At 64.5% G+C, this 19,398-nt stretch carries 20 protein-coding genes; 2 read left to right on the top strand and 18 right to left on the bottom strand.

Translation table 11 applies throughout. From position 1 onward, the window contains the following. Window positions 1–11: 11 nt before the first annotated feature. The 13 genes from QM619_RS11315 to QM619_RS11255 form a co-directional block, all read right to left on the bottom strand. On the bottom strand, window positions 12–1,577 hold the full coding sequence (locus QM619_RS11315; protein ID WP_415108372.1) for a type I restriction-modification system subunit M: 1,566 nt from the start codon (window positions 1,575–1,577) through the stop codon (window positions 12–14). Between the two features lie 296 nt (window positions 1,578–1,873). Further along, complete coding sequence (locus tag QM619_RS11310) at window positions 1,874–2,266, bottom strand: type II toxin-antitoxin system prevent-host-death family antitoxin (protein WP_415108369.1); 393 nt, start codon at window positions 2,264–2,266, stop codon at window positions 1,874–1,876. A gap of 91 nt (window positions 2,267–2,357) precedes the next feature. Then, entirely contained in the window at window positions 2,358–2,672 is a 315-nt protein-coding gene (locus QM619_RS11305) for a helix-turn-helix domain-containing protein (RefSeq protein WP_415108367.1), read from the bottom strand. 33 nt (window positions 2,673–2,705) lie between these two features. Then, entirely contained in the window at window positions 2,706–2,972 is a 267-nt protein-coding gene (locus QM619_RS11300; RefSeq protein ID WP_415108559.1) for a type II toxin-antitoxin system RelE/ParE family toxin, read from the bottom strand. Window positions 2,973–3,110: 138 nt separating this feature from the next. Beyond that, the gene (mutM, locus tag QM619_RS11295; protein ID WP_415108364.1) at window positions 3,111–3,989 is read right to left on the bottom strand and encodes a bifunctional DNA-formamidopyrimidine glycosylase/DNA-(apurinic or apyrimidinic site) lyase; all 879 of its coding nucleotides are present in this window, start codon (window positions 3,987–3,989) and stop codon (window positions 3,111–3,113) included. After that, window positions 3,982–4,662, bottom strand: a complete 681-nt coding sequence (gene rnc / locus QM619_RS11290) for a ribonuclease III (RefSeq protein ID WP_415108361.1) — start codon at window positions 4,660–4,662, stop codon at window positions 3,982–3,984. Before rnc ends, mutM begins: the two co-directional genes overlap by 8 nt. 11 nt (window positions 4,663–4,673) lie before the next feature. Next, entirely contained in the window at window positions 4,674–4,865 is a 192-nt protein-coding gene (rpmF, locus tag QM619_RS11285; protein WP_298130948.1) for a 50S ribosomal protein L32, read from the bottom strand. A 3-nt stretch (window positions 4,866–4,868) separates the two neighbouring features. Next, window positions 4,869–5,453 carry a YceD family protein gene (locus QM619_RS11280; RefSeq protein ID WP_415108358.1) on the bottom strand — a complete coding sequence of 195 codons (585 nt, stop codon included), beginning with the start codon at window positions 5,451–5,453 and terminating at the stop codon, window positions 4,869–4,871. A 120-nt stretch (window positions 5,454–5,573) separates the two neighbouring features. After that, window positions 5,574–6,044: a hypothetical protein gene (locus tag QM619_RS11275; protein WP_415108355.1), complete on the bottom strand. Its 471-nt coding sequence runs from the start codon at window positions 6,042–6,044 to the stop codon at window positions 5,574–5,576. Next, window positions 6,037–6,519, bottom strand: a complete 483-nt coding sequence (gene coaD, locus QM619_RS11270; RefSeq protein ID WP_415108352.1) for a pantetheine-phosphate adenylyltransferase — start codon at window positions 6,517–6,519, stop codon at window positions 6,037–6,039. The genes QM619_RS11275 and coaD overlap by 8 nt, the downstream gene beginning before the upstream one ends. Further along, complete coding sequence (rsmD, locus tag QM619_RS11265; RefSeq protein WP_415108349.1) at window positions 6,516–7,094, bottom strand: 16S rRNA (guanine(966)-N(2))-methyltransferase RsmD; 579 nt, start codon at window positions 7,092–7,094, stop codon at window positions 6,516–6,518. The genes coaD and rsmD overlap by 4 nt, the downstream gene beginning before the upstream one ends. A 187-nt stretch (window positions 7,095–7,281) precedes the next feature. Further along, window positions 7,282–8,247, bottom strand: coding sequence for an RNase H family protein (locus tag QM619_RS11260; protein WP_415108346.1), 966 nt, complete (start codon window positions 8,245–8,247; stop codon window positions 7,282–7,284). A gap of 28 nt (window positions 8,248–8,275) precedes the next feature. Further along, entirely contained in the window at window positions 8,276–10,483 is a 2,208-nt protein-coding gene (locus QM619_RS11255; protein ID WP_415108343.1) for an ATP-dependent DNA helicase RecG, read from the bottom strand. Between the two features lie 318 nt (window positions 10,484–10,801). Here QM619_RS11255 and QM619_RS11250 point away from each other — a divergent pair, with 318 nt between their 5' ends. Further along, window positions 10,802–11,113 carry a hypothetical protein gene (locus QM619_RS11250; protein WP_415108340.1) on the top strand — a complete coding sequence of 104 codons (312 nt, stop codon included), beginning with the start codon at window positions 10,802–10,804 and terminating at the stop codon, window positions 11,111–11,113. A gap of 135 nt (window positions 11,114–11,248) precedes the next feature. Here QM619_RS11250 and QM619_RS11245 read toward each other — a convergent pair whose 3' ends face one another. The 5 genes from QM619_RS11245 to QM619_RS11225 all read right to left on the bottom strand — a co-directional run bounded on the left by QM619_RS11245 (window position 11,249) and on the right by QM619_RS11225 (window position 17,465). Next, a complete protein-coding gene (locus QM619_RS11245; protein WP_415108337.1) occupies window positions 11,249–12,205 on the bottom strand; it encodes a hypothetical protein in 957 nt (318 codons plus the stop codon). A 407-nt stretch (window positions 12,206–12,612) separates the two neighbouring features. After that, window positions 12,613–13,671, bottom strand: a complete 1,059-nt coding sequence (locus tag QM619_RS11240; RefSeq protein ID WP_415108334.1) for a hypothetical protein — start codon at window positions 13,669–13,671, stop codon at window positions 12,613–12,615. Then, window positions 13,668–14,369: a protein phosphatase 2C domain-containing protein gene (locus QM619_RS11235; protein ID WP_415108556.1), complete on the bottom strand. Its 702-nt coding sequence runs from the start codon at window positions 14,367–14,369 to the stop codon at window positions 13,668–13,670. Before QM619_RS11235 ends, QM619_RS11240 begins: the two co-directional genes overlap by 4 nt. A gap of 550 nt (window positions 14,370–14,919) precedes the next feature. Continuing rightward, window positions 14,920–15,588, bottom strand: coding sequence for a vWA domain-containing protein (locus tag QM619_RS11230; protein WP_415108331.1), 669 nt, complete (start codon window positions 15,586–15,588; stop codon window positions 14,920–14,922). Window positions 15,589–16,196: 608 nt separating this feature from the next. Continuing rightward, window positions 16,197–17,465, bottom strand: a complete 1,269-nt coding sequence (locus tag QM619_RS11225; protein WP_415108328.1) for a hypothetical protein — start codon at window positions 17,463–17,465, stop codon at window positions 16,197–16,199. A 142-nt stretch (window positions 17,466–17,607) separates the two neighbouring features. Between QM619_RS11225 and QM619_RS11220 the strand changes: the two genes are divergently transcribed. Then, on the top strand, window positions 17,608–19,341 hold the full coding sequence (locus QM619_RS11220; protein WP_415108325.1) for a hypothetical protein: 1,734 nt from the start codon (window positions 17,608–17,610) through the stop codon (window positions 19,339–19,341). Window positions 19,342–19,398 lie beyond the last annotated feature (57 nt).

Raw genomic sequence — 19,398 nt, 5'->3', positions numbered from 1 at the left:
GCCCGCCGACACTACGCGGTGCCCTCAAGGTCGGCCACGATCGCGTCGATCGAGGTGCGCAACTCGGCTTGGCGGGCGACGATGCGCGCGATCTCGGCGTTCAGCGCTCGGATGTCGATCACCTCGCGGGTGTCCTCCCGTACGACATAAGAGGACACGGCGATGTTGTAGTCGTTCGCGGCGATGTCCTCGTTCGGCACGAGCGTGGCGACGTGGTCGACGTCCTCCCGCGTGGTGAACGTGTCGAGGATGTGCTGCTGGTGCCGGGGCAGCAGCTTGTTCTTGTTGCCGACCCGGGTGAACTCGGCCGAGGCGTCGATGAACAGCACCGCGTTGTCGGTCTTCGACTTCTTCAGCACGATGATGCAGGTCGCGATCGTCGTGCCGAAGAACAGATCCGGGGGCAGCTGGATCACGGCGTCCACGTAGTTGTTGTCGATCAGGTACTGGCGGATCTTCCGCTCCGCGCCGCCCCGGTACAGCACGCCGGGGAACTCGACGATCGCGGCCGTACCGTTCACGGCCAGCCACGAGAGGATGTGCATCGTGAAGGCCAGGTCGGCCTTCGACTTCGGCGCCAGCACACCAGCCGGTGCGTAACGCTCGTCGTTGATCAGCAGCGGGTTCGCGTCACCCTCCCATTTGATCGAGTAAGGCGGGTTGGAGACGATCGCCTCGAACGGCTCGTCGTCCCAGTGCTGCGGATCGGTGAGCGTGTCGCCGTGCGCGATGTTGAACTTCTCGTAGTTCACGTCGTGCAGGAACATGTTGATGCGGGCGAGGTTGTAGGTGGTCAGGTTGATCTCCTGCCCAAAGAAGCCGCCCACGTTGTCGCGTCCGAGCACCTTCGCAAACTTCAGCAGCAGCGACCCCGATCCGGCGGCTGGGTCATAGACCTTATTCACCCGGGTCTTGCCGACAACGGTGATCTTCGCGAGCACCTCGGAGACTTCCTGAGGTGTGTAGTACTCGCCGCCGGACTTACCTGCCTGTGAGGCGTACATCTGCATCAGGTATTCGTAGGCGTCACCGAACAGGTCGATCGCGTTGTCTTCGAAGTCTCCCAGCGGCAGATCGCCGATCGCATCCAGCAGCTTCACGAGCTTCTCGTTGCGCCTGGCGACCGTGTTGCCGAGCTTGGAACTGTTGACGTCGAGGTCGTCGAACAGGCCCTTCAGATCGTCCTCGCTGTCCGTGCCGACCGCCGATGCCTCGATGTTGTTGAAGACCCGCTCCAGCGTCTCGTTGAGATTCGCGTCCCGCGGCGCTCGCTCACGCACGTTCTGGAACAACTCGGACGGGTAGATGAAGAAGCCCTTCTCCGCCACCAGTTCCGTGCGAGCCACCTCGGCCTCTCGGTTGGACAAGAGCGGATAGTCGAACTCGAGGTTGCCCGCCTCGTGCTCGCCCCGGTTGACGTAGGAGGTGAGGTTCTCCGAGATGAACCGGTAGAACAGGGTGCCGAGCACGTAGGTCTTGAAGTCCCACCCGTCGACGCTGCCGCGCAGGTCGTTCGCGATCCGCCAGATCGTCTTGTGCAGCTCGGCGCGCTGGGCCTCTTTGGTGGTCGGTGCCATGTGGTTCGTCTCCTGCGCCGAGGCGCGTCGTCAGCTGTTCACTCAGGACGCGGCCTACGCTACCGATCAGCTCTGACACCGCTGGGGTACCGCGCCGCAACGGGTGTGCTCCAGACTTGTGGTGCGGCAGGCGTGGCGGCGGACCCGGGGTGAAGGACCAAGATGTGCAACCGGCCGGGCCCCTGGTGCTCGAAGGATGGGGCCCCGCGACGCTCACAACTCCCAGGAGTCGATCACATCCACGCCAGTGCGCTGGAAGTCCTTCACATTGCGGGTGACGACGGTGAGTTCGTGCGTCAGCAGGACGCCCGTTCGATCTCCAGGAGCGTGATGACACTGATCGCGAGGTCTGCTCCCGGCTGACCGGCAGCCAGACGTTGAGCTCCGGTCGAGCCTGCCTGCGCGCATCGCTGAGAACGTTCGTGTCGAGCAGGTACCTCACAGGTCCATCTCGCGCTCAGGCTCGACACGGCGCTCCGGCAGAGCAGGTCGATGCTCGGATCCTGGCTCCTCCAGAGAGGGTTCCCCATCAACTCCTGGTTGCCGGAGAGCCGGTCGAACTCCGCCGCGGTCAGCAGAACGCGCGAGGGGCGGCCGTGATCGGTGATCGTGACCGGCCCCTGCTCGGCGGCACGCTTGGCCGCGGAGACGTCACGGTTGAAGTCGCGGCTGGTGATGGTCGTACCCACGGAGCACCCCCGATCGCCGATGGGTATGCCTACAGTAGGCCCAGTATCAAGGCGGTTCGCACATTGAAGTTGGTGGCCGCCCGGGTCACGATCAGCCGACCTGGATGCGCTCGTCGCCCATCACGTACTCGACGGCAAGGCCACCGCCGACGGCCTCAAGATACCTGCGGATCGTGCCAACCTTGGCGCTGTCGAGATCTCCACGCTCGATCTTCGAGACTTGCCGCTGCCCGACGCCGATGCGCTCGGCCAACTGCGCCTGGGTGAGGCCGGCCTGCTCGCGCAGCTCGCGAAGGCGGTAGGCCCGCACCTCGGCGAGCATCCGCTCCTTGTGTGCGTCGATCTCCGCCCGGTCCGCGGCGTCGACGGGGTGCTTGGCCAGGTACTCCTCGTAGCTCAGTGCCATCTCGATCACTCTCCTCTCAGTCTCTGCCGGTCCTCAGTCTGTGTAGGTGGTCGTCGAACAGGTCGTCGGCCACCGGGAGGTTCTTCTTGTACCACCGCGTCCAGTTCCCGGCCTTGTCGCCGGCCACCAGCATGATCGCCCGGCGCTCGGGTCGAAGGCGAACAGGACCCTGAGTTCGCTGCGGCCCGACGATCCCGGCCTGAGCTCCTTCATGTTCCGGTGCCTGGACGCGGTCAACGAGTCCACGAGCGGACGGCCCAACTGCGGACCGAACTCACGAAGCACCTCAATGGCCGCCATCACCTGCTTCCACGACGCCCTGTCGAGCGAGTTGAGCCAGTCCTCGATCAGCCCGACGTCCACGCTCCACATACAACGAGGTTAGACCTTGCGCGGTCTATACGCACCGGCTCGGTGCAGAGGCCCCGGTCCGACAGATCATCGTTTTCGCTGGCAGGACGGGCAGCGGAACGAGGATCGGTTCATGAACGGCTCGCGTTTGATCGGACGTCCACAGCGCTGGCAGGGCAGGCCCTCGCGTCCGTAGGCAGCCAGTGCCCGCTCGAAGTACCCGGAGCTGCCGTTGACGTTCACGTAGAGGGCGTCGAACGAGGTGCCGCCCTGCTCGAGTGCCTCGGCCATCACGTCGCGGGCGTGGCCGAGCAGTTCCCGTGCCTTCGCGGCGGTGAGGGTATCGGCCGGACGGTCGTAGTGCAGCCGGGCCCGCCACAGCGCCTCGTCTGCGTAGATGTTGCCGATGCCGGAGACCACCGTCTGGTCGAGCAGCACCCGCTTGACGGCGCTGCGCTTGCCGCGGATCTTCCGCACCGCGGCGGCCAGGTCGAAGGCGGGATCGAACGGGTCGCGTCCGATGTGGGCGAGTTCGGCGGGCAGTTCGGCGCCGCCCGAACTGAGCGACAGGCCGCCGAACATCCGCTGGTCGATGAAGCGGAGCTGGCTGGGAGATCCCGGCGTTCGCCGGGATGACGAGGAGGGGGCTGCGTCGTCCACCAGGTCGAACAGCACTCGCGTGTTGGGCAGCAGCGGCGCGCCGGGGACGTCCAGCCGGAACTGTCCGCTCATCCCGAGGTGCGCCAGCAGCGCGTCGCCGTCGGCGAACGGCAGCCACAGGTACTTGCCGCGACGCCGGGGCTCGGCGAAGGTTCGGCCGGCGAGGGTGGCGGCGAAGTCGTCCGGGCCACCCGGATGCCGGCGTACCGGACGCGGGTGCAGCACGGTCACCGTATCGATGCGGCGTCCGGCGACGATGGACGCCAACCCGGCCCGGACGGTCTCGACCTCGGGCAGCTCAGGCATCGTGCAGGGACTCGAAGGCCGCCTTGGCCGCGCCCTGTTCGGCCTGCTTCTTGGAGCGGCCCGGCGCGGACGGGTAGCTGCTGTCACCGATCACGGCGACGGCCTGAAACCGCTTGTCGTGGTCGGGTCCGGACTCGGTGATGAGATAGGCCGGGGCGCCCAGGTCGCGCAGCGAGCAGAGCTCCTGGAGGCTGGTCTTCCAGTCCAGGCCGGCGCCGAGGCTGTTGGCCGATTCGACCAGCGGGTCGAACAGGGTGTGCACGAAGGCGTCGGCGGCGTCCCGTCCGGCGGAGAGGAACAGGGCGCCCAGCACCGCCTCGAAGGCGTCGGCGAGGATGGACGACTTGTCAGCACCGCCGGTGGCGAGTTCACCCTTGCCGAGCCGGATCAGCGATCCCAGCTCGAGGCCGCGGGCGACGTCGGCCAGGGCATGCGCGTTGACGACGGCTGCGCGCAGCTTCGCCAGGCGTCCCTCGGGAAGGTCAGGGAAGCGCAGATACAGGTGCTCGGTGATCACCACGCCGAGGACGGCGTCGCCCAGGAACTCCAGCCGCTCGTTGTGCGGGATCGCGCCGTTCTCGTAGGAGAAGCTCCGATGCACCAGGGCAAGCCCGAAAAGCTGGGGATCGATCGTGATCCCCAGCTCGTCGAGAAGGTCGTGGATGCGGCTCATCGCCGCCGGTGTCAGGGTTCGAGGATCTGACGGCGGGCGGCACGAGGGCCGTACTGACCGCACTCCGGGCACGCGGTGTGCGGCAGGTGCTTGGCCCGGCAGGCCGCGTTGGCGCAGGTGACCAGGGTGGGCACGGACGCCTTCCACTGGGAACGGCGGTGCCTCGTGTTGCTCCGGGACATCTTCCGCTTGGGAACGGCCACGGCTCACTCCTTGCTTCCGGCCATAGAGGCCTCATCTTCGTCGTCAGGTTTCGCCGCCCAGCCCGACAGGCCGGCCCAGCGCGGGTCGATCCGGTCGTCGTGTGCGTGGTCGGGATCGGCGTTCAGGTTGGCCCCACAGTCGGGACACAAGCCTGCGCAGTCCGGCCGGCACAGTGGCGTGTACGGCAGGTCGAGCACCACCATGTCTCGCAGCAGAGGCTCGAGGTCGAGCAGATCGTCCTCGAGACGGCTGGCCTCGTCGTCGTCAGGCTCCTTGTCGGGGTAGAGGTACAACTCCTGGAGGTCGATCTCTTCATCGAAGGAGATCGGTTCCAGGCAGCGTCCGCACTGCCCCGTCAACGTAACCTCGGCGGCTCCGGTGACCAGCACCCCCTCCACCACCGATTCGAGACGAATCTCGAGATCGACGGGGGATCCGGGTGGTACCCCGATCACGTCCGTGCCCACGCCGTCCGGAGCCTCGGCGACCCGTTGGATCTCCTTCATGGCGCCGACTCGTCGGCCCAGCTCGTGGGTATCGATGACGAGCCCGGAGCGGGGATTCAGATGGCGATGTGACATGGTCATGACCGAGGAGCAACCTTACCTGGCGGGCTTGCGCGGCGCCAATCGAGCCTTTCCCCACCCCCGCGCTCCCCGAGCGATTGGTTCGGGAGGGCGGACGGGAGGGGCTGGACGACGGGGGGCTTACTCGCCGGCGTCCAGGTCAGAGCGGGAGGCGAGCCGGGCGCGCATGGTCTGGATCTGGCTGAGGGTCTTCTGCAGGCCGGCCTCCATCGCGGCGATCCGGCCGTCCACGTAGACGTCGGCCTCTTTGCGCAGGGCGTCCGCCTCGGCGGCGGCGTGCCGCTCGACCTCTTCGGCACGGAGCTGGGCGGCTTGCACCACCTCGGTGGCCTCCACCAGCCGTGCGGCCTCTTCCTGGGCGTTCCGGACGACCTCGGCGGCCTCCTGCTTCGCTCGCTCCAGCACGGACGGGTTGGCTTCGGCGGCCTCGCGGACGGCGTCCAGTTCGTCGGCGAGCACCGATCGGGCGGCGGCGACCAACGCCAACGCGTCGGTGCGGTTGATGATGCAGGACGCCGACATCGGCACCGCTTTGCCCTGCTCGATCATCTGCTGCAGGGCGTCCAATCGGTCGGCGGTCGAATCAGCCATGGCGGGGGTTCCTCTTCTGTTGGATGCGTTCCGAGACCAGGGGCGGCACGAACGCGCTCACATCGCCACCCAGCGAGGCGACCTCGCGGACCATGGTGGACGACAGCGTCCCCCACTGCGCCGAGGCGGGCAGCAGCACCGTCTCCAGGCCGGTGAGCGAATGGTTGATGTGCGCCATCTGCAGCTCGAAGTCGAAGTCGGACGCGAACCGGAGCCCCTTGACGACCACCTCAGCCCCTTGCGCCCGGCAGAAGTCGACCAGCAGCCCGGACAGCACCTCGACCCGGACACCGTCCAGTCCCTCGATCGATTCCTGCACCAACTCGACGCGCTCGCCGCTGTCGAACAGGTAGTTCTTGGCCGAGTTCCGGCCGACGGCCACGATCACCTCGTCGAAGAGGTCCGCGGCCCGCCGGATGACGTCCAGGTGGCCGTGCGTGATCGGGTCGAACGATCCGGGGCAGACGGCTCTCATTCGCCACCTTCCGTCGCGAGAAACAGCGTCGTCTCACCGTATCGACGTTCCCAGCGATCCCCCAACCGGTCGGGCCAGGTGAACGGCTGATCGCGCCGGGCACGCTCCACCACCACGATCGCCTCCGGCGCTAGCCAGCCGTCGACAAGGCGTCCGAGCACCCCTTCGACCGTGGTGTTCGACAGTCGGTAGGGCGGGTCGAGCCAGCAGATGTCGAACGGCGTCGGCGGGCCGGCAAGGTACTTCTCGACGCTCGTCGCCACCAGCCGGACGTCCAGCCCGGTCTCCCGCACATTGCGGCGGATCACGTCGGCCGCCCGCCGGTCGTTCTCCACCGCCACCGCGGACGCCGCGCCGCGACTCGCCGCCTCCAGCGCGACTGCGCCCGACCCGGCGTACAGGTCGAGGAAGGAGCGGTCAGTGAGCATCGCGGCGGCGTCCCCGGATCGTCCCAACTCCGAGGCCAGGACGCCGAACGCGGCCTCGCGGACCCGGTCAGAGGTGGGCCGGGTGCCGTCGCCGGGCGGCGTGAGCAGTCGATGACCCTTGCGGCTACCGGCGATGATCCGCGACATGGAGTTGACGCTAGCTCATGCGGACGCCGCATCCTGGCGCGACGACGCCGCCCGTCGCGGCAACCTCCGGTGACCGGGAGATTGCGGCGTCCGGACCACTCACCGATCGCGCGATCGGTGACCGCCCGAGACCGGTGACCACCCGAGACCGGTGACCACCACCCTGCCGGCAGTCGGACGGGGTCGGTCAGGGTTCGGCAGTGCCCTGGTGGAAGCGTTGCCGCCAGTCGTCGTCCTTGACCCACAGCGAGCTGCGCAGGGCCGAATCCTGCGCGCCGATCGAGCGCCAGATCAGCAGAATGGTCCGGGCGTCCACCTGGTCGACGGAAACCACCTCGAGCCGGACAGGTTCGAGCAGCGGCCCGATCGTGGCCAGGCAGTCAGCACGGGTCCACAGCCGGCCCGAGCGCCCGATCTCGCACCAGTCCGGGTGCAGCAGCGCGGCCACCGAGGCCGGGTCGGCGCGAACATCATCGCTTGCCAGAGCCCGTTCCAACACGATCACCCGGTCGATGTCGGACGGCTCAGGTGCGAGCTGATCGGCCATCGCCGAGAACAGATCGTCCGGCTCCTCGGACGCCGGGCGAGCGGCTCGCCGGCGCGACCCGGTGCCGGTAGTCGACGGCTGCCCCACCGGATCCGCAGGCCTGGTCGCCTTGTCGCCGACCGTTTCGGTGACGGACGCGGCCGCCCCGCCCAGGCCAGGACCGGCGTCCGGTTGGCGTCCCTGGCTGAAGGCGACGGCGGCGGCGTTGGCGAGCCGGTCCGCCTCTTCGTTCAGCGGATGCCCGGCATGGCCCTTCACCCATTCGAACCGCACCCGGCGGCCGGCCAGGGCGGCGTCGAGTTCTTTCATGATCTCGACGTTGAGCACCGGCTTGCCGTCGCCCTTGCGCCAGCCCTTCCGCTTCCAACCCGGCATCCACTTGGTCAGCGAGTTGATCACGTACATCGAGTCGCAGTAGACCAGCAGCTCGTCGTCGACACCCGCGGTCTGCCGGAGCAGGTCGAGCACCGCGGTCAGCTCGCCCATGTTGTTGGTGCCGTGCGGCCAGCCGCCGCTCGCCCAGCGGTCGGGATCGATGTACCAGGCCCAGCCGGCCGGTCCGGGATTGCCGAGGGCGGAGCCGTCCGCTGCAGCGATCAGAGTCACCGGGTCATCGTGCCAGAGCGGGCGAGGGTCAGCTGAGTTCGAGGAAGTCGCCGGCCATCAGCTGCTCCGTCGCGGTCACCGCGTCGACGAAGCCGGGGGTGGATCGGTCGGGGTCACGCTGGACGGCGTCCGACGCGATCTGTTTCGCCTGAACGATCAGGTCGGCGTGTTCCAGGACGCTGAGCAGCCGCAGGCTGGAGCGGGAGCCGGACTGTTCGGCACCCAGCACGTCGCCCTCGCGGCGTTGCAGCAGATCGAGTTCGGCGAGTTCGAAGCCGTCGTTGGTGGCGGCCACCGCCTGCAGCCGTTCCCGGATGGTCTCTTCCGCCAGCGCCGAGGAGATCAGCAGACACACCCCCGGATGCTCGCCGCGTCCGATCCGGCCGCGCAGCTGGTGCAGCTGCGAGATGCCGAAGCGTTCGGCGTCCCAGATCACCATCATCGTCGCGTTCGGGACGTCGACGCCGACCTCGATCACCGTGGTAGCCACCAGCACGTCCAGTTCGCCGGCGACGAAGGCGGCCATGGTGGACTCTTTGGCGTCCGAGTTGAGTTGTCCGTGCATCACCCCGACCCGGACGCCGGCCAGCGGCCCGGTGCTGAGCCGTTCGGCCAGTTCGGTGACCCCGACGCCCTCGTCGCTGCTGTTGATCCGGGGCACCACGATGAACACCTGCCGGTGCTGGGCGACCTCTTCGGCGACCCGTTGCCAGGCCCGTTCCACCCAGGCCGGACGCAGTGCGGCGTCCACCACCACGGTGCCGATGACCTGGCGTCCGGCGGGCAGTTCGGCCAGCGTCGAGATGTCCAGATCGCCGAAGATCGTCATCGCCACCGACCGCGGAATCGGTGTCGCGGTAAGCACCAGCACATGCGGCCGTGCGGACGCCTTGTCGGTCAGCGCCCCGCGCTGCTCGACGCCGAAGCGATGCTGTTCGTCGATCACGATGAACCCCAGATCGGCGAATTGCACCTTGTCGTTGAGCAGTGCGTGGGTGCCGACCACGATGCCCGCCTCACCCGACGCCGCCCGCAGCAGCGCCGTCCGCTTGGCCGCCGCCGGCATCGATCCGGTGAGCAGGACGACATCGGTCGCGGCGTCCGGGGAGCCCAGCAGCCGGCCACCGGCCAGGTCGCCCATCAGCGTCCGGATCGTCGCATAGTGCTGCTGCGCCAGCACCTCGGTGGGTGCCAGCAGCGCGCACTGGCCGCCGGCGTCCACCACGGCGAGCATGGCCCGCAGCGCCACCACGGTCTTGCCCGAACCCACCTCGCCCTGCAGCAGGCGTTGCATGGGCCGGGCCCGGTCGAGTTCGGCGAACAAGGTGTCGCAGACCTCGCGCTGGCCGTCGGTGAGGGCGAACGGCAGCCGGGCGTCCAGCGCGTCGAGCAGCCCGCCGGGGACGGCCTGGCGCCGGATCGCGGTGTGGGTGGCCACGTCGGCGCGCCGGTAGGCCATGGTGAGCTGGGTGGCGAAGGCCTCGTCGAAGAGCAGCCGCTGCGCGCCCGCCTCGGCCTCGGCGAGGCTGCGGGGCTGGTGGACGGCGGCGAAGGCGTCCGCCTGGCGCATCACGTCGGCGGCGTCCAGCACCCATTCCGGCCACGGATCGTCGGCACCGCTGAGCGTGGCCAGGGCGAGCCGGCAGCATTCCGCCACCTTCCAGGTGGGCAGCTTGGCGGTCGCCGGATACATGCCGACCAGGCCGGAGCGGCTCATCGTGGCCATCCGCTGCTTCTCTTCGGAGGCGCCCACGATGGCGCCGGAGGCGTCCAGCATGACGAACTCGGGGTGGGTGAGCTGCAGCTGGTCGCGGAACCGCCCCACCTTGCCGACAAAGATTCCGCGGACGCCCTTGCCCAGCTCGCGGTCCCAGTACTCGACCAGGCGGTCGCGGCCGAAGAAGGTGACCGCGAGGTAGCCGTGCCCGTCGGTCAGGGTCACTTCGAGCCGGCTCGGACGCCCGCCGCGACGTTGCGGACCGGACGCGTGACCGCCCGACCCGCGGATCACCTGGGTGCGGCTGACCCTGGCCATCACCGCCACATGCTCGCCCTCTTCCAAGGTGGCCAGATCGGTGAGTTCGGTGCCGGACAGGTAGCGGCGCGGCAGGTGCCGCAGCAGATCGCCGACGGTGTGCACGCGGAGCTTCTCGAACTCCTTGGCGGTGCGCGCGCCCAGCACGTCGGCCACCGGCGCATACAACTCCCGGTACGCCTGCGTCCGCCACATCACCATGATCGGAAGACTAATGGGACCCACTGACACGATCGGACAGGTCCCTGCGCCGGCCACTCTCGATGCCGACGGCAACCCTCAGAACTGTTCGGTGTCGGCCCGTGCGATCGCCTGCCGGATCGTCCCGGCCACCTGATCGGCGCCGAACATGCGGGCTTTCACCAGCTCGTGGCCGACCGACATTGCCACGATCCTGGTGAGCACGCCCGCCTGGACTTCGACCGCGACGATGTCCCCCCAGCGGCGCGGAGAGATCCAGGGTGCCCGACTGCACCGCTCGATTGAGCCCGTTCGCCCGGAAGTCGGCGCTGCCGGTCGGTGACCAGCAGCGTCCCGCCGACCCACAGCCCGCCGTTGCAGCGTCGAAAGGCGTCGAGCACGACCGCGGTGGTGACCGCAGGTGCCCGAACAACCGCCATCGCGGCGTCCATGACCGGACGCAGATTGGGCCGGGCGTCCTCGACCAGCAGGTTCGCGACCTTGCGCAGGAGGGTCTGCGGCTCCAACGCGTCCGGATCGTCGACCCAGAACGACCAGCGGGACGGGGCCGGCGGCCAGAACGGGTCCGGACGCCAATCGGCGCTCGGCCGCCAACCGGGCGGGGCGATCGCCAACCCGGTGGTGGATTGAAGCGCATCATCGGCATCTCCGATCGATCTCGACGCGGACAGCACGTTGGGTCATGCACCTCACAGCGCCCGGTACGATAACCGATGCGAGTCCACTATGGCAGCGCGAAGAGCACATGCACCAGCGGTCGCTCCGTCACTTCTCGTAGGCTCCTAGCCATTCACATATCGGCGGCCGACACCCATACGGCGCGGCCGCCGCTCTCCGGAGGACAAACTCCAGTGTCGCTCGTGCGGATTCAGCCAAACCGTCAGTTCGTGGCACAGCAATGCTAACCACGTCTTCCGGAAACACTGACTCACGATCCAGCGTCACCAACATGCGATATACTAGCAACGCATAGCGGTAGCGATCGAGGTCAAACCCAAGCGGCTCCGGGTCAGCCGGCGCTAACGAATCACGCCATCCTAGCGTGTCGACGGCATCCTTGTCTTTGATAAAAGGGCCAGCCAGTCGACGGGTGCTATCTAGATCGATGACTCCAATCTTTGTCGGCTTGCGCACAAAAAGGAAGTTCGCCCACGATACATCACCGTAGACAAAGTCCTGAGCATGAAGCTCATTGAGAAACACACCGACAAGTTTCACCAATTCCAGCCGATCCGCGGCCGTAATCGGTTCCACCAATTGAAAGGCCTTCCCCGTTGGCAAGGCGCGCGCCATTTCGGCAAGTCGACGAGACTTCATATATGGCGTCCTCACATGCAGGTGATACTCGTCCGGAATCCTTTCCATAATATACCCTCGGGCAACGTCTCGATCACCGCAGATATCGAGGGGCCAGAACACTTCCACACCCCTACTCTCTAGGCGTGACGAAAGCTGACGACCGAGCGTTGCGATCTCTTCGAACGAACCAGCCGAGCCCACCAACGGCCTATTCAGTTCCTTGTAGACGAACTTAGGAAAGTCTCGTACATCATAGACAACACCGCCGGCATCTCGATGCTTCTCGGCAGCCACCTCTGTGTCGTTAGCTTTGATCGGCCTCCCAAGACGCAGGTCTCCGTCGTACAGATGCCGGCGCAGACGCTGCAGTTCTGTTTCAAGCCTTTGGCCACCGACCGAGGCAGCGCCATCCTCGCTATGCATAGCAACTCGCCTTGACGGCACAGAGGTACGCGAACCCGTCCGCCGGAGTTCACCACTGGGCTTGGTCTGATCCAGTCGCCTGGCGACCCTTGAGCTTCTTCCCCAAATTGTTTGATCCGGTGGCTGATCGCCATGCCAAACAATTCCATCCATGCCCGAGTCGGACGCCGTTCCAACTGAAGACCAAACGTCCGGGCGCGAGTGCCCTCTATCCACCCACCACACGGGCAGAGCCACCATTGCGCACAGACCTAACGCCACAACGACTGCCCATGGAAGCCCCAAGGCAACAGCCACCGCCCATGGAAACGGAAGAAGCACCTCGGGCGAACTCGCCAAGATGAACCCTAGAGTCACAGCCCCGACAACGCTAGCGAGGCCCACCACCAGCCAGGACTTTGCGCTCCTCATGGATAACGCGTCGGCGGCTCGATCGGCTTCCAAACACGCCTGGTATCCTGGAAGGCCGCCGGTGCCTCCAACGGACTATCTACGTGGTCAATCGACGGACGTGGAGGCGGGGCCACTTGTTGCCAGCGCCGGACGCCAGGCTCAGTGAGCACCGGTTCACCTCCACCGTGCGGCCAGATGAAGGGTGTCGTTGCTGGTCGCGTTTTAACACGTCTAACTGGACGACCCTGAAGCGCAAAGCGCCATTCTGTCGCCGACGGACGAGTGCCTGGCGCGCCTGCAGCTCGTCTGAGCAGTTCATCGATCGATTCGGCCATCCTATCGTTCAGCCCGACGAGAGAGTGATCACCACTGGCGCGCGGCCTGACACTCACCTTCCGCGTTAGGACACGAAGCACCATCAGGGCGAACTTGTAACAGTCCCGATCAACATCGGCACTCGCATTTGGAACAGCTTCCGGATCCATCCAATCCGGCGTCTCGAAGCCATCAGCGACCGGCGGCCCGATTGGTGGTCGAATACCGTCGCAATCGACCAACATGACCCGAGGTTCCGGTCGAGTCGACCAGACAGCATTGAAAGAAGAAAGGTCGCCTACCACCATCCGCCGATGATGCAATTGCTGCAATATACCTGCCAGCTGGGCCAACAAGCGAAGGCGCGTTCCCACGTCTGGCAGCGATACATCGCCCCACTTGGGAGCCGGCTCGGCAGCCAGATACCTAAAGTCTGCTGGTCGACCCGCTAGATTTCCCTCTGACATGAAGAAATCGGCACCTATAACCGGCATCAGGAAGCCAACCACATGTCCGCTATGGTTGACCACCGTATCTACAGGCCACGTCGCCCAGTAGGTGATCGGCCGACCCTCTAAGGAGAGATTGCCAAGCTCAGCTACAAGGTTCCTCAATACCTGAGTCCGCAGCCCCGGCAACACCGCCGCATGATAGATCTTCAGGGCCAGCTCCGGATGTCCGTTAACCCTAAATACCTGCGCTTGACCCCCTTCGCCGAGGGAATCCCCAATATCTACCTGCGACAGCAACACACTCATATCAGACCGAACCTTATGGCTACGATCGTACGATCATCGTCATAGGACTTGATATTTCCATCGACAACGTCGAGCAACTCCGCCGGAGACGGCGCCCTCCCCGTCTCCCATAGGGCCGACAGCGCAGAAGCATACTCTGGTACATCGTCTAGCGGGAGTCCCACTCCATCCGTCGTGAGTGCAATAACGTCGCCCGGATGCGCAGAGAGCCGCCAAACCCGCGCGCTATTATGTTTGGGCAGCGGAGCCACCTGCGTACTCGCGAGTTCGGAACCTACCCCGTCGCGCTCTACAGCGGTTAAGTTGGACCATCTTCCTCCTCGCAGCCGATAGATGTGGGAATCTCCGATCTGAGCCAGCGCTAGCGACCATCTCAACGCCCCATCTTCCGCACTGGTGCCCTGCTTATCGACAACGGCAAAACTCAATGTCGAACTCAGGCGATGAGCGGCGAGCCCCCGCCCGGCGGCCTCACGCTCGAGCCCACTGGCCAGGTGGGCGCAGGAAAGCTCTTCATGTGTGCCACGGAGAAGACCGACCAAGTTCTTCCACGCTGTAACGAACCGCGCTAGGTAGGCCGATCCCAAGTGTGATTCATCCTCGCCTCCCACACCGTCGGCGACGGCACACACTAGGACACTACCAAGATCACCCACCGCCATCTGATCCTGCCGAACGGACCCGTCCCATCGATGCATATGCCCGCGGGCCGACACGCCACGTATCGAGATGCCCGGTATATCAACCCACTCGATGGCGGTATCGGGCACGTATACCCCTTCGGATTGTTGTGTTACCCGCTGTGGAACTGGAGTGAGCCTCCCTTGCTCTCCGAACAACCTCCACGGGTGCGCCTCCGCCTGCACGTCGGATCTACTCGATCCCCGCATGCCGATGTCGGAGCGACCGGCATCCACTGTGGCCGACTGGGGCATCTGGCCGATGTCCGGCCCTTTCAGAGCTGATCTAGGCTCCTCGCGGGAAGCGCCCCCACCATCGACGTCCAACCCTGAATCTAGCGCAGGTGCCCTACCGCCTGCAGCACAGTCCGCCCCACCCGCTGGCTGATCAAGAGCCGTTGATCCACCGGATTGTGTACTGAACCCCACCCCGAGATCCTGGCTTCTCACTCCCGCCGGCGCTACACCCTCCTCATGACTCGCCAAGGGGGACTCGCCAGCATCGACGGGCCCGGTAGCCGGTGAGTCGGTCTGCGCCTCGCGCCCACCTCCAGTGCACACAGTCGACCTAGATGATCGGATCAGCAGGCAAGGGGGCAAATCCCTTGACCTGATTGGGGATAACAGGCGCCACCCCATCGCCAGCACCAGAGGCAGACTGAACGATTGACCGCGTCAGCGACTTCGCAAACTCGGCCAGGGCCTTCGCCGGAGATATGCTGCCATCGGCCATGAACGCTCTGGTCACCCCGACTCGCGCGATCACCTTTTCGTTCGCTGCGCCAAACCCGAACGCCAGCACGTTCGGATGACGCCCCCAATTCGGGTCGACGAGGTCGGCAAGCGCTTGCTGCCAGTCAGCGTCTTCATCAGTGGGCTGGCCGTCGGACAGAAAGAACACGGACGGCCGATATACTCGATGACCTTGAGTCTTGAGCTCATCGACGTCATGGTCGATTTCCGTACGGAGCAACCTGAATGCCGGAGCATAGCTTGTTCCCCCCCGAGGATGCAGTTCAGGCAACTGCGTTACCTGAGAGAGATCCACCAGTGGCTGGAGCACTTGCGGCTGCTCACTAAACGTGATGATGCTAAACCGAACCTTGTCGCACACCACCGGGTTGATGCCGATCTCCATATGCAATTCGGGAAGCGCCTTGTTCATGCTATCGATCGGCTCACCCTCCATCGAGTAAGACTCATCACAGACGAGATAGAACGGTAGAATATTAGCCATACTAAATTCCTTCCTTTCTGCTACTTCGCAACCTTCTTGAGAGTATAGATCTCAAGTCTCACTTTGTCGCTCGACATCCTGTTCCCACCCCAGAACGCCCTAACCCGAGCACTCTCGCTCTCCTTAAAGAAGGCACTGCCTGCCTTCGGGAGCAGCTTTCCTACAATTCCTGACATAGCCAATCCATGATCTTGTCCCCCATACCCCCACACCAACACCAGCCCGGCTTCCTCACGCGTAAGCCCCTTGGCTTTCAATCCGTCCCGCACCTGTCGATATAAATCATTCTCTACTTTTCGACTAGGGCCATCCGAACTCAGCAAGCCAGGCGAAGGTACCGTCAATACGATATTGAAAGGCTTCTGCGAAAGGCCGACAACGACGATTTCCTTCGACGGTTGCGGAAGCGCGGAATTTATGGATGATGGAGCGGGTGTCGGCGTTGTTATCGACGAGATGGTGGGAGTCCCCGTTGGTGCGGTGACGGCCATCACAGACCCCAGTCCGACGATGAACAGGACGAGAAACAGGTCGGCGAACAGCCACCCTGCCAACATCGTCGGGGCAACCCCGGATGCCCGACGGTTTCGGGATTCTCGCATGGTGCACTACTTACGTGGCGGTGGGGCCATCTTCACTGACGAATCTGGCGGGTCGATGAGACGCTGGAGGTGGCTCCTGATTCCCGTAAGCTCGCCAATTTGATGCTGCATCGCCTCCGTATGCCGAGCCAGGTTTCGTCCGATCTCGCCTGAATCATCGGCTAGGCTGCTGGTCTGCTGGCTCAGCGCAGCCACCTCTTGGCCGATGACGCTCGCTGCATCTTTGACCTCTTTACCGAGATCGCTAGTGAGACGAACGGTAGCTGTCGTAAGTTGTCGCTGAGCCGCGGTCGAATCGATCGCCGCCTTCTGCATTTCGGCCGAGATCTGCGCAACCTGATCGGCGCAGACCGTCAGCGTATCGGAGGTATGCGTTATCGACGCGTCAAGCGCTCCTTGAGTCTTCTTGATCGACTGCCTGAGAGCAGTAGTCACTCCGTCGACCGACGCCTCCAACGACTTCACCGTTCCATCCATAGATGCCCGCAATGACGTGACTGACGTCTCTACGCCCGCCTGAAACGCTGCGAGCATGGCAGTCGTTGTTGATTGCAGCATCTCGGCGGTACTTCTCAGGGCCTCCGTCGACGTGCGAGTCTCTTCATGGGCTAACAACAGCATATCGAGTGCCTCCACCAGGACCTCTCGGCCCTGAATCACATCCTCAGTATTCCTGCTATTGATGGTTACTTGTGCCAATCCTAATGCGCTGGCCAACTCGGCCGCGCACCGCTGGTAATCAATCTCGGCAGATCGCTCCGCGGATCGCACAGCCCAGTGGTTCAATGCAACCACCAGGATTCCACCAATAATGAATACCAATGACCCTATGGCAACATTCGACAACTGGTGCCACCACGAGAGGCCGCCACCGAAGCCCGTCGCCCACAACTGAAGAAAGCTGGCTGAGGTCGACTGAGGGCGTGCGAGAATAGCTTCGTACTCCCTAACCGCTTCCCCAAAAGACCACCAAGTCCACGCAACAGGACAAAATACCACTATCGCGGCCACAACGCCGAGCGCCCGCGAACTCCGATGCTCCGTAGCCACTCGGATGGTCGACTCCGGCGAAAACACTCTCAGAAGATCGACCCCGCGCCAGACAGCTTCACGACGGCCGCCCTCCTCGAGAGCTCGGGCGAGTTCACCTAGTTCATGGCGCCGACGCGCGAACCGATCGTCATTGGCAATAGCCCCGATTCGAGTGGCAGTGATCGCCCGATCATCCGAAACCGAGTCTCGACTGGTCAACGAGGGCCACGACTGACCCTTCATGGCCGCTCCTCGCTGGACCACTGCTCCCCCTTCTCACGCCACGTTGGTCGAGGCGATCGTGACCCGAGTATGATAGCCCAATATATTGGGTGTTCATACTTTGAGACGGTCAGATGTGGCCCTACAGAGAGGCTCAGCACGCATGGGGAACAAGCAAGGCTGGGCGAGTCGCCTACGACGCGCCATCCGCAAGGGCGAGGCGATCGATCTCTTAGCCGGCGACAACTCCGACCCCATCGCCAGCCAGCCGGCTCCGAGACGGTCGATACCGGGCACCGCGATCCGGAAGGCCCTCCTTCATCCCCAACTTAGGCCGGACCCACGCGGCCTGGCCATCAGGGGTGCCATCATCACGGGGCAACTCGACCTCAGGCATGCGGTCGTGTCTTGCCAGCTCCAGTTGCAAGATTGCGTGTTCGAGCAGGATGTACTTCTGAACGACAGTAGACTAATCAGCCTGTCGCTTCGTGGGGGTCACCTACCAACCCTCCGACTCGACCGCGCCCGTATCTCCGGCGCTCTTACGCTGGGGGACCAGTTCACCGCCAAAGAGGTGACTGCGATGCACTGCGACGTTGATGGCCATGTAGACCTCAGTGGCGCTCGACTCGGCCGTGATGGTAAGGATCCAGCCCTCCGGTTGCACAACGCTCGAATTTCAGGGGATCTTATGCTGGGCACTGATCCCGAGAACTCGGCCAAGAGCTTCAACGCCCGCGGATTGGTCAGTGCCGGGTGCATTCGAATCGAGGGCAACCTCGTGATGAGGCGAGCGAGGCTTGAGAGCGATGATGTCGCGCTGCACCTAGACGGCGCAAAGATCTCAGGCAGCGCACTCATGGACAAAGGCTTCGAAGCCATCGGAACGATATCGGCCATCGCAGCACATATTGGCGGCGAGATCAACCTGACAGGGGCTGTCATTCATAGGCCAGGAGGTATCGCGCTCAACTTCGGCGGCACCCACACCGCCGCCAACATCTTCTTCGAACGCCTCCGTGTGACAGGAGAGGTACGCCTGGCTGGCGCCACAATAGGTCGGATGTTAGCCTTGGGAGGCGGTGGCAGTAGTCAGGAAGGCACTGACACACCTCGCGACGCGCCGACCGGCGCTTCAGCATTAGTGGCAGAGCCAACGGAATCGGTTGTGATATGCGAGCGAAATCAGGATACTGTGTATATCGGCGCTTCCAATGGCGGCCCGGAGCGAAACACACGGCATTCGTCGGGACCGGAGGCCTCCTCCGATTCTGCCTTGCTGAGACTCGATTTCGCCCGGATTGGCATCCTATGCGGGAATCACAATCTTCCCAGGATCCTCAGCGCCATGGGATGGAAGATCGGCGAATTCCAGGGCGCCCTGGACACGCCCACGGCAACCATTCGATGGTTAGAATCCATTCCTAGCGAACACTTTTCTGTGCAGTCCTGGCATGAGGTTGCTTCCGTGTTCGAACGTCAAGGACGTATCTCCGATGCCAACCTTGTTCGCTTTCGAGCCGCTCACAAAGTAACTAACCGTACCCCGCGACGCTCCAAGTGGATTCGATTCATGTACGCGGTCTTTGCCGGCTATGGCTACTACCCGCTATTTTCCGCGCTGTGGCTCGCGGGCGCGGCACTTGTCGGCGGCTTTCTTACCGAGGCCTTCGGCCAGCCGGTCGCCAACGCAGCAGGCCACCCACCCGCGGAGTACAACGGGTGGCTATACGGCGCGATGGTAGTGATCCCGTCGGCGGCCATGTTCAAACCGTCGTCCTGGGATCTCGCAGGCCCGGTTCCGTTGACGGTCGCCCTCATCGCACTCAGCGCGTTCGGTTGGCTGTGGACGGGCATCCTGCTCGCAAGCCTCACCAGCCTGCTGAAGAAAGGCTAGACGCTGCGATTCGGCCAAACGAACGATCTAGACTGACTAGCTGGACAGGCTATCGTG

This window comes from Micropruina sp., assembly GCF_047606665.1.
Lineage (GTDB): Bacteria > Actinomycetota > Actinomycetes > Propionibacteriales > Propionibacteriaceae > Micropruina.
Note: the sequence above shows the minus strand (reverse complement) of the source record. Positions and strands in the feature narration are given on the sequence as shown.

Excerpts from the sequence above, each read along its gene's own strand:
- QM619_RS11280 (WP_415108358.1), bottom strand. The coding sequence starts at position 5,453 with ATGACCATGTCACATCGCCATCTGAATCCCCGCTCCGGGCTCGTCATC.
- coaD (WP_415108352.1), bottom strand. The coding sequence starts at position 6,519 with ATGAGAGCCGTCTGCCCCGGATCGTTCGACCCGATCACGCACGGCCAC.
- QM619_RS11235 (WP_415108556.1), bottom strand. The coding sequence starts at position 14,369 with ATGCATCGATGGGACGGGTCCGTTCGGCAGGATCAGATGGCGGTGGGT.
- QM619_RS11255 (WP_415108343.1), bottom strand. The coding sequence starts at position 10,483 with ATGGTGATGTGGCGGACGCAGGCGTACCGGGAGTTGTATGCGCCGGTG.
- QM619_RS11300 (WP_415108559.1), bottom strand. The coding sequence starts at position 2,972 with ATGGCGGCCATTGAGGTGCTTCGTGAGTTCGGTCCGCAGTTGGGCCGT.
- rnc (WP_415108361.1), bottom strand. The coding sequence starts at position 4,662 with ATGAGCCGCATCCACGACCTTCTCGACGAGCTGGGGATCACGATCGAT.
- QM619_RS11305 (WP_415108367.1), bottom strand. The coding sequence starts at position 2,672 with ATGGCACTGAGCTACGAGGAGTACCTGGCCAAGCACCCCGTCGACGCC.
- QM619_RS11245 (WP_415108337.1), bottom strand. The coding sequence starts at position 12,205 with ATGCATAGCGAGGATGGCGCTGCCTCGGTCGGTGGCCAAAGGCTTGAA.
- QM619_RS11230 (WP_415108331.1), bottom strand. The coding sequence starts at position 15,588 with ATGGCTAATATTCTACCGTTCTATCTCGTCTGTGATGAGTCTTACTCG.
- QM619_RS11220 (WP_415108325.1), top strand. The coding sequence starts at position 17,608 with ATGGGGAACAAGCAAGGCTGGGCGAGTCGCCTACGACGCGCCATCCGC.
- rsmD (WP_415108349.1), bottom strand. The coding sequence starts at position 7,094 with ATGTCGCGGATCATCGCCGGTAGCCGCAAGGGTCATCGACTGCTCACG.
- mutM (WP_415108364.1), bottom strand. The coding sequence starts at position 3,989 with ATGCCTGAGCTGCCCGAGGTCGAGACCGTCCGGGCCGGGTTGGCGTCC.
- QM619_RS11315 (WP_415108372.1), bottom strand. The coding sequence starts at position 1,577 with ATGGCACCGACCACCAAAGAGGCCCAGCGCGCCGAGCTGCACAAGACG.
- QM619_RS11240 (WP_415108334.1), bottom strand. The coding sequence starts at position 13,671 with ATGAGTGTGTTGCTGTCGCAGGTAGATATTGGGGATTCCCTCGGCGAA.
- QM619_RS11225 (WP_415108328.1), bottom strand. The coding sequence starts at position 17,465 with ATGAAGGGTCAGTCGTGGCCCTCGTTGACCAGTCGAGACTCGGTTTCG.
- QM619_RS11275 (WP_415108355.1), bottom strand. The coding sequence starts at position 6,044 with ATGGCTGATTCGACCGCCGACCGATTGGACGCCCTGCAGCAGATGATC.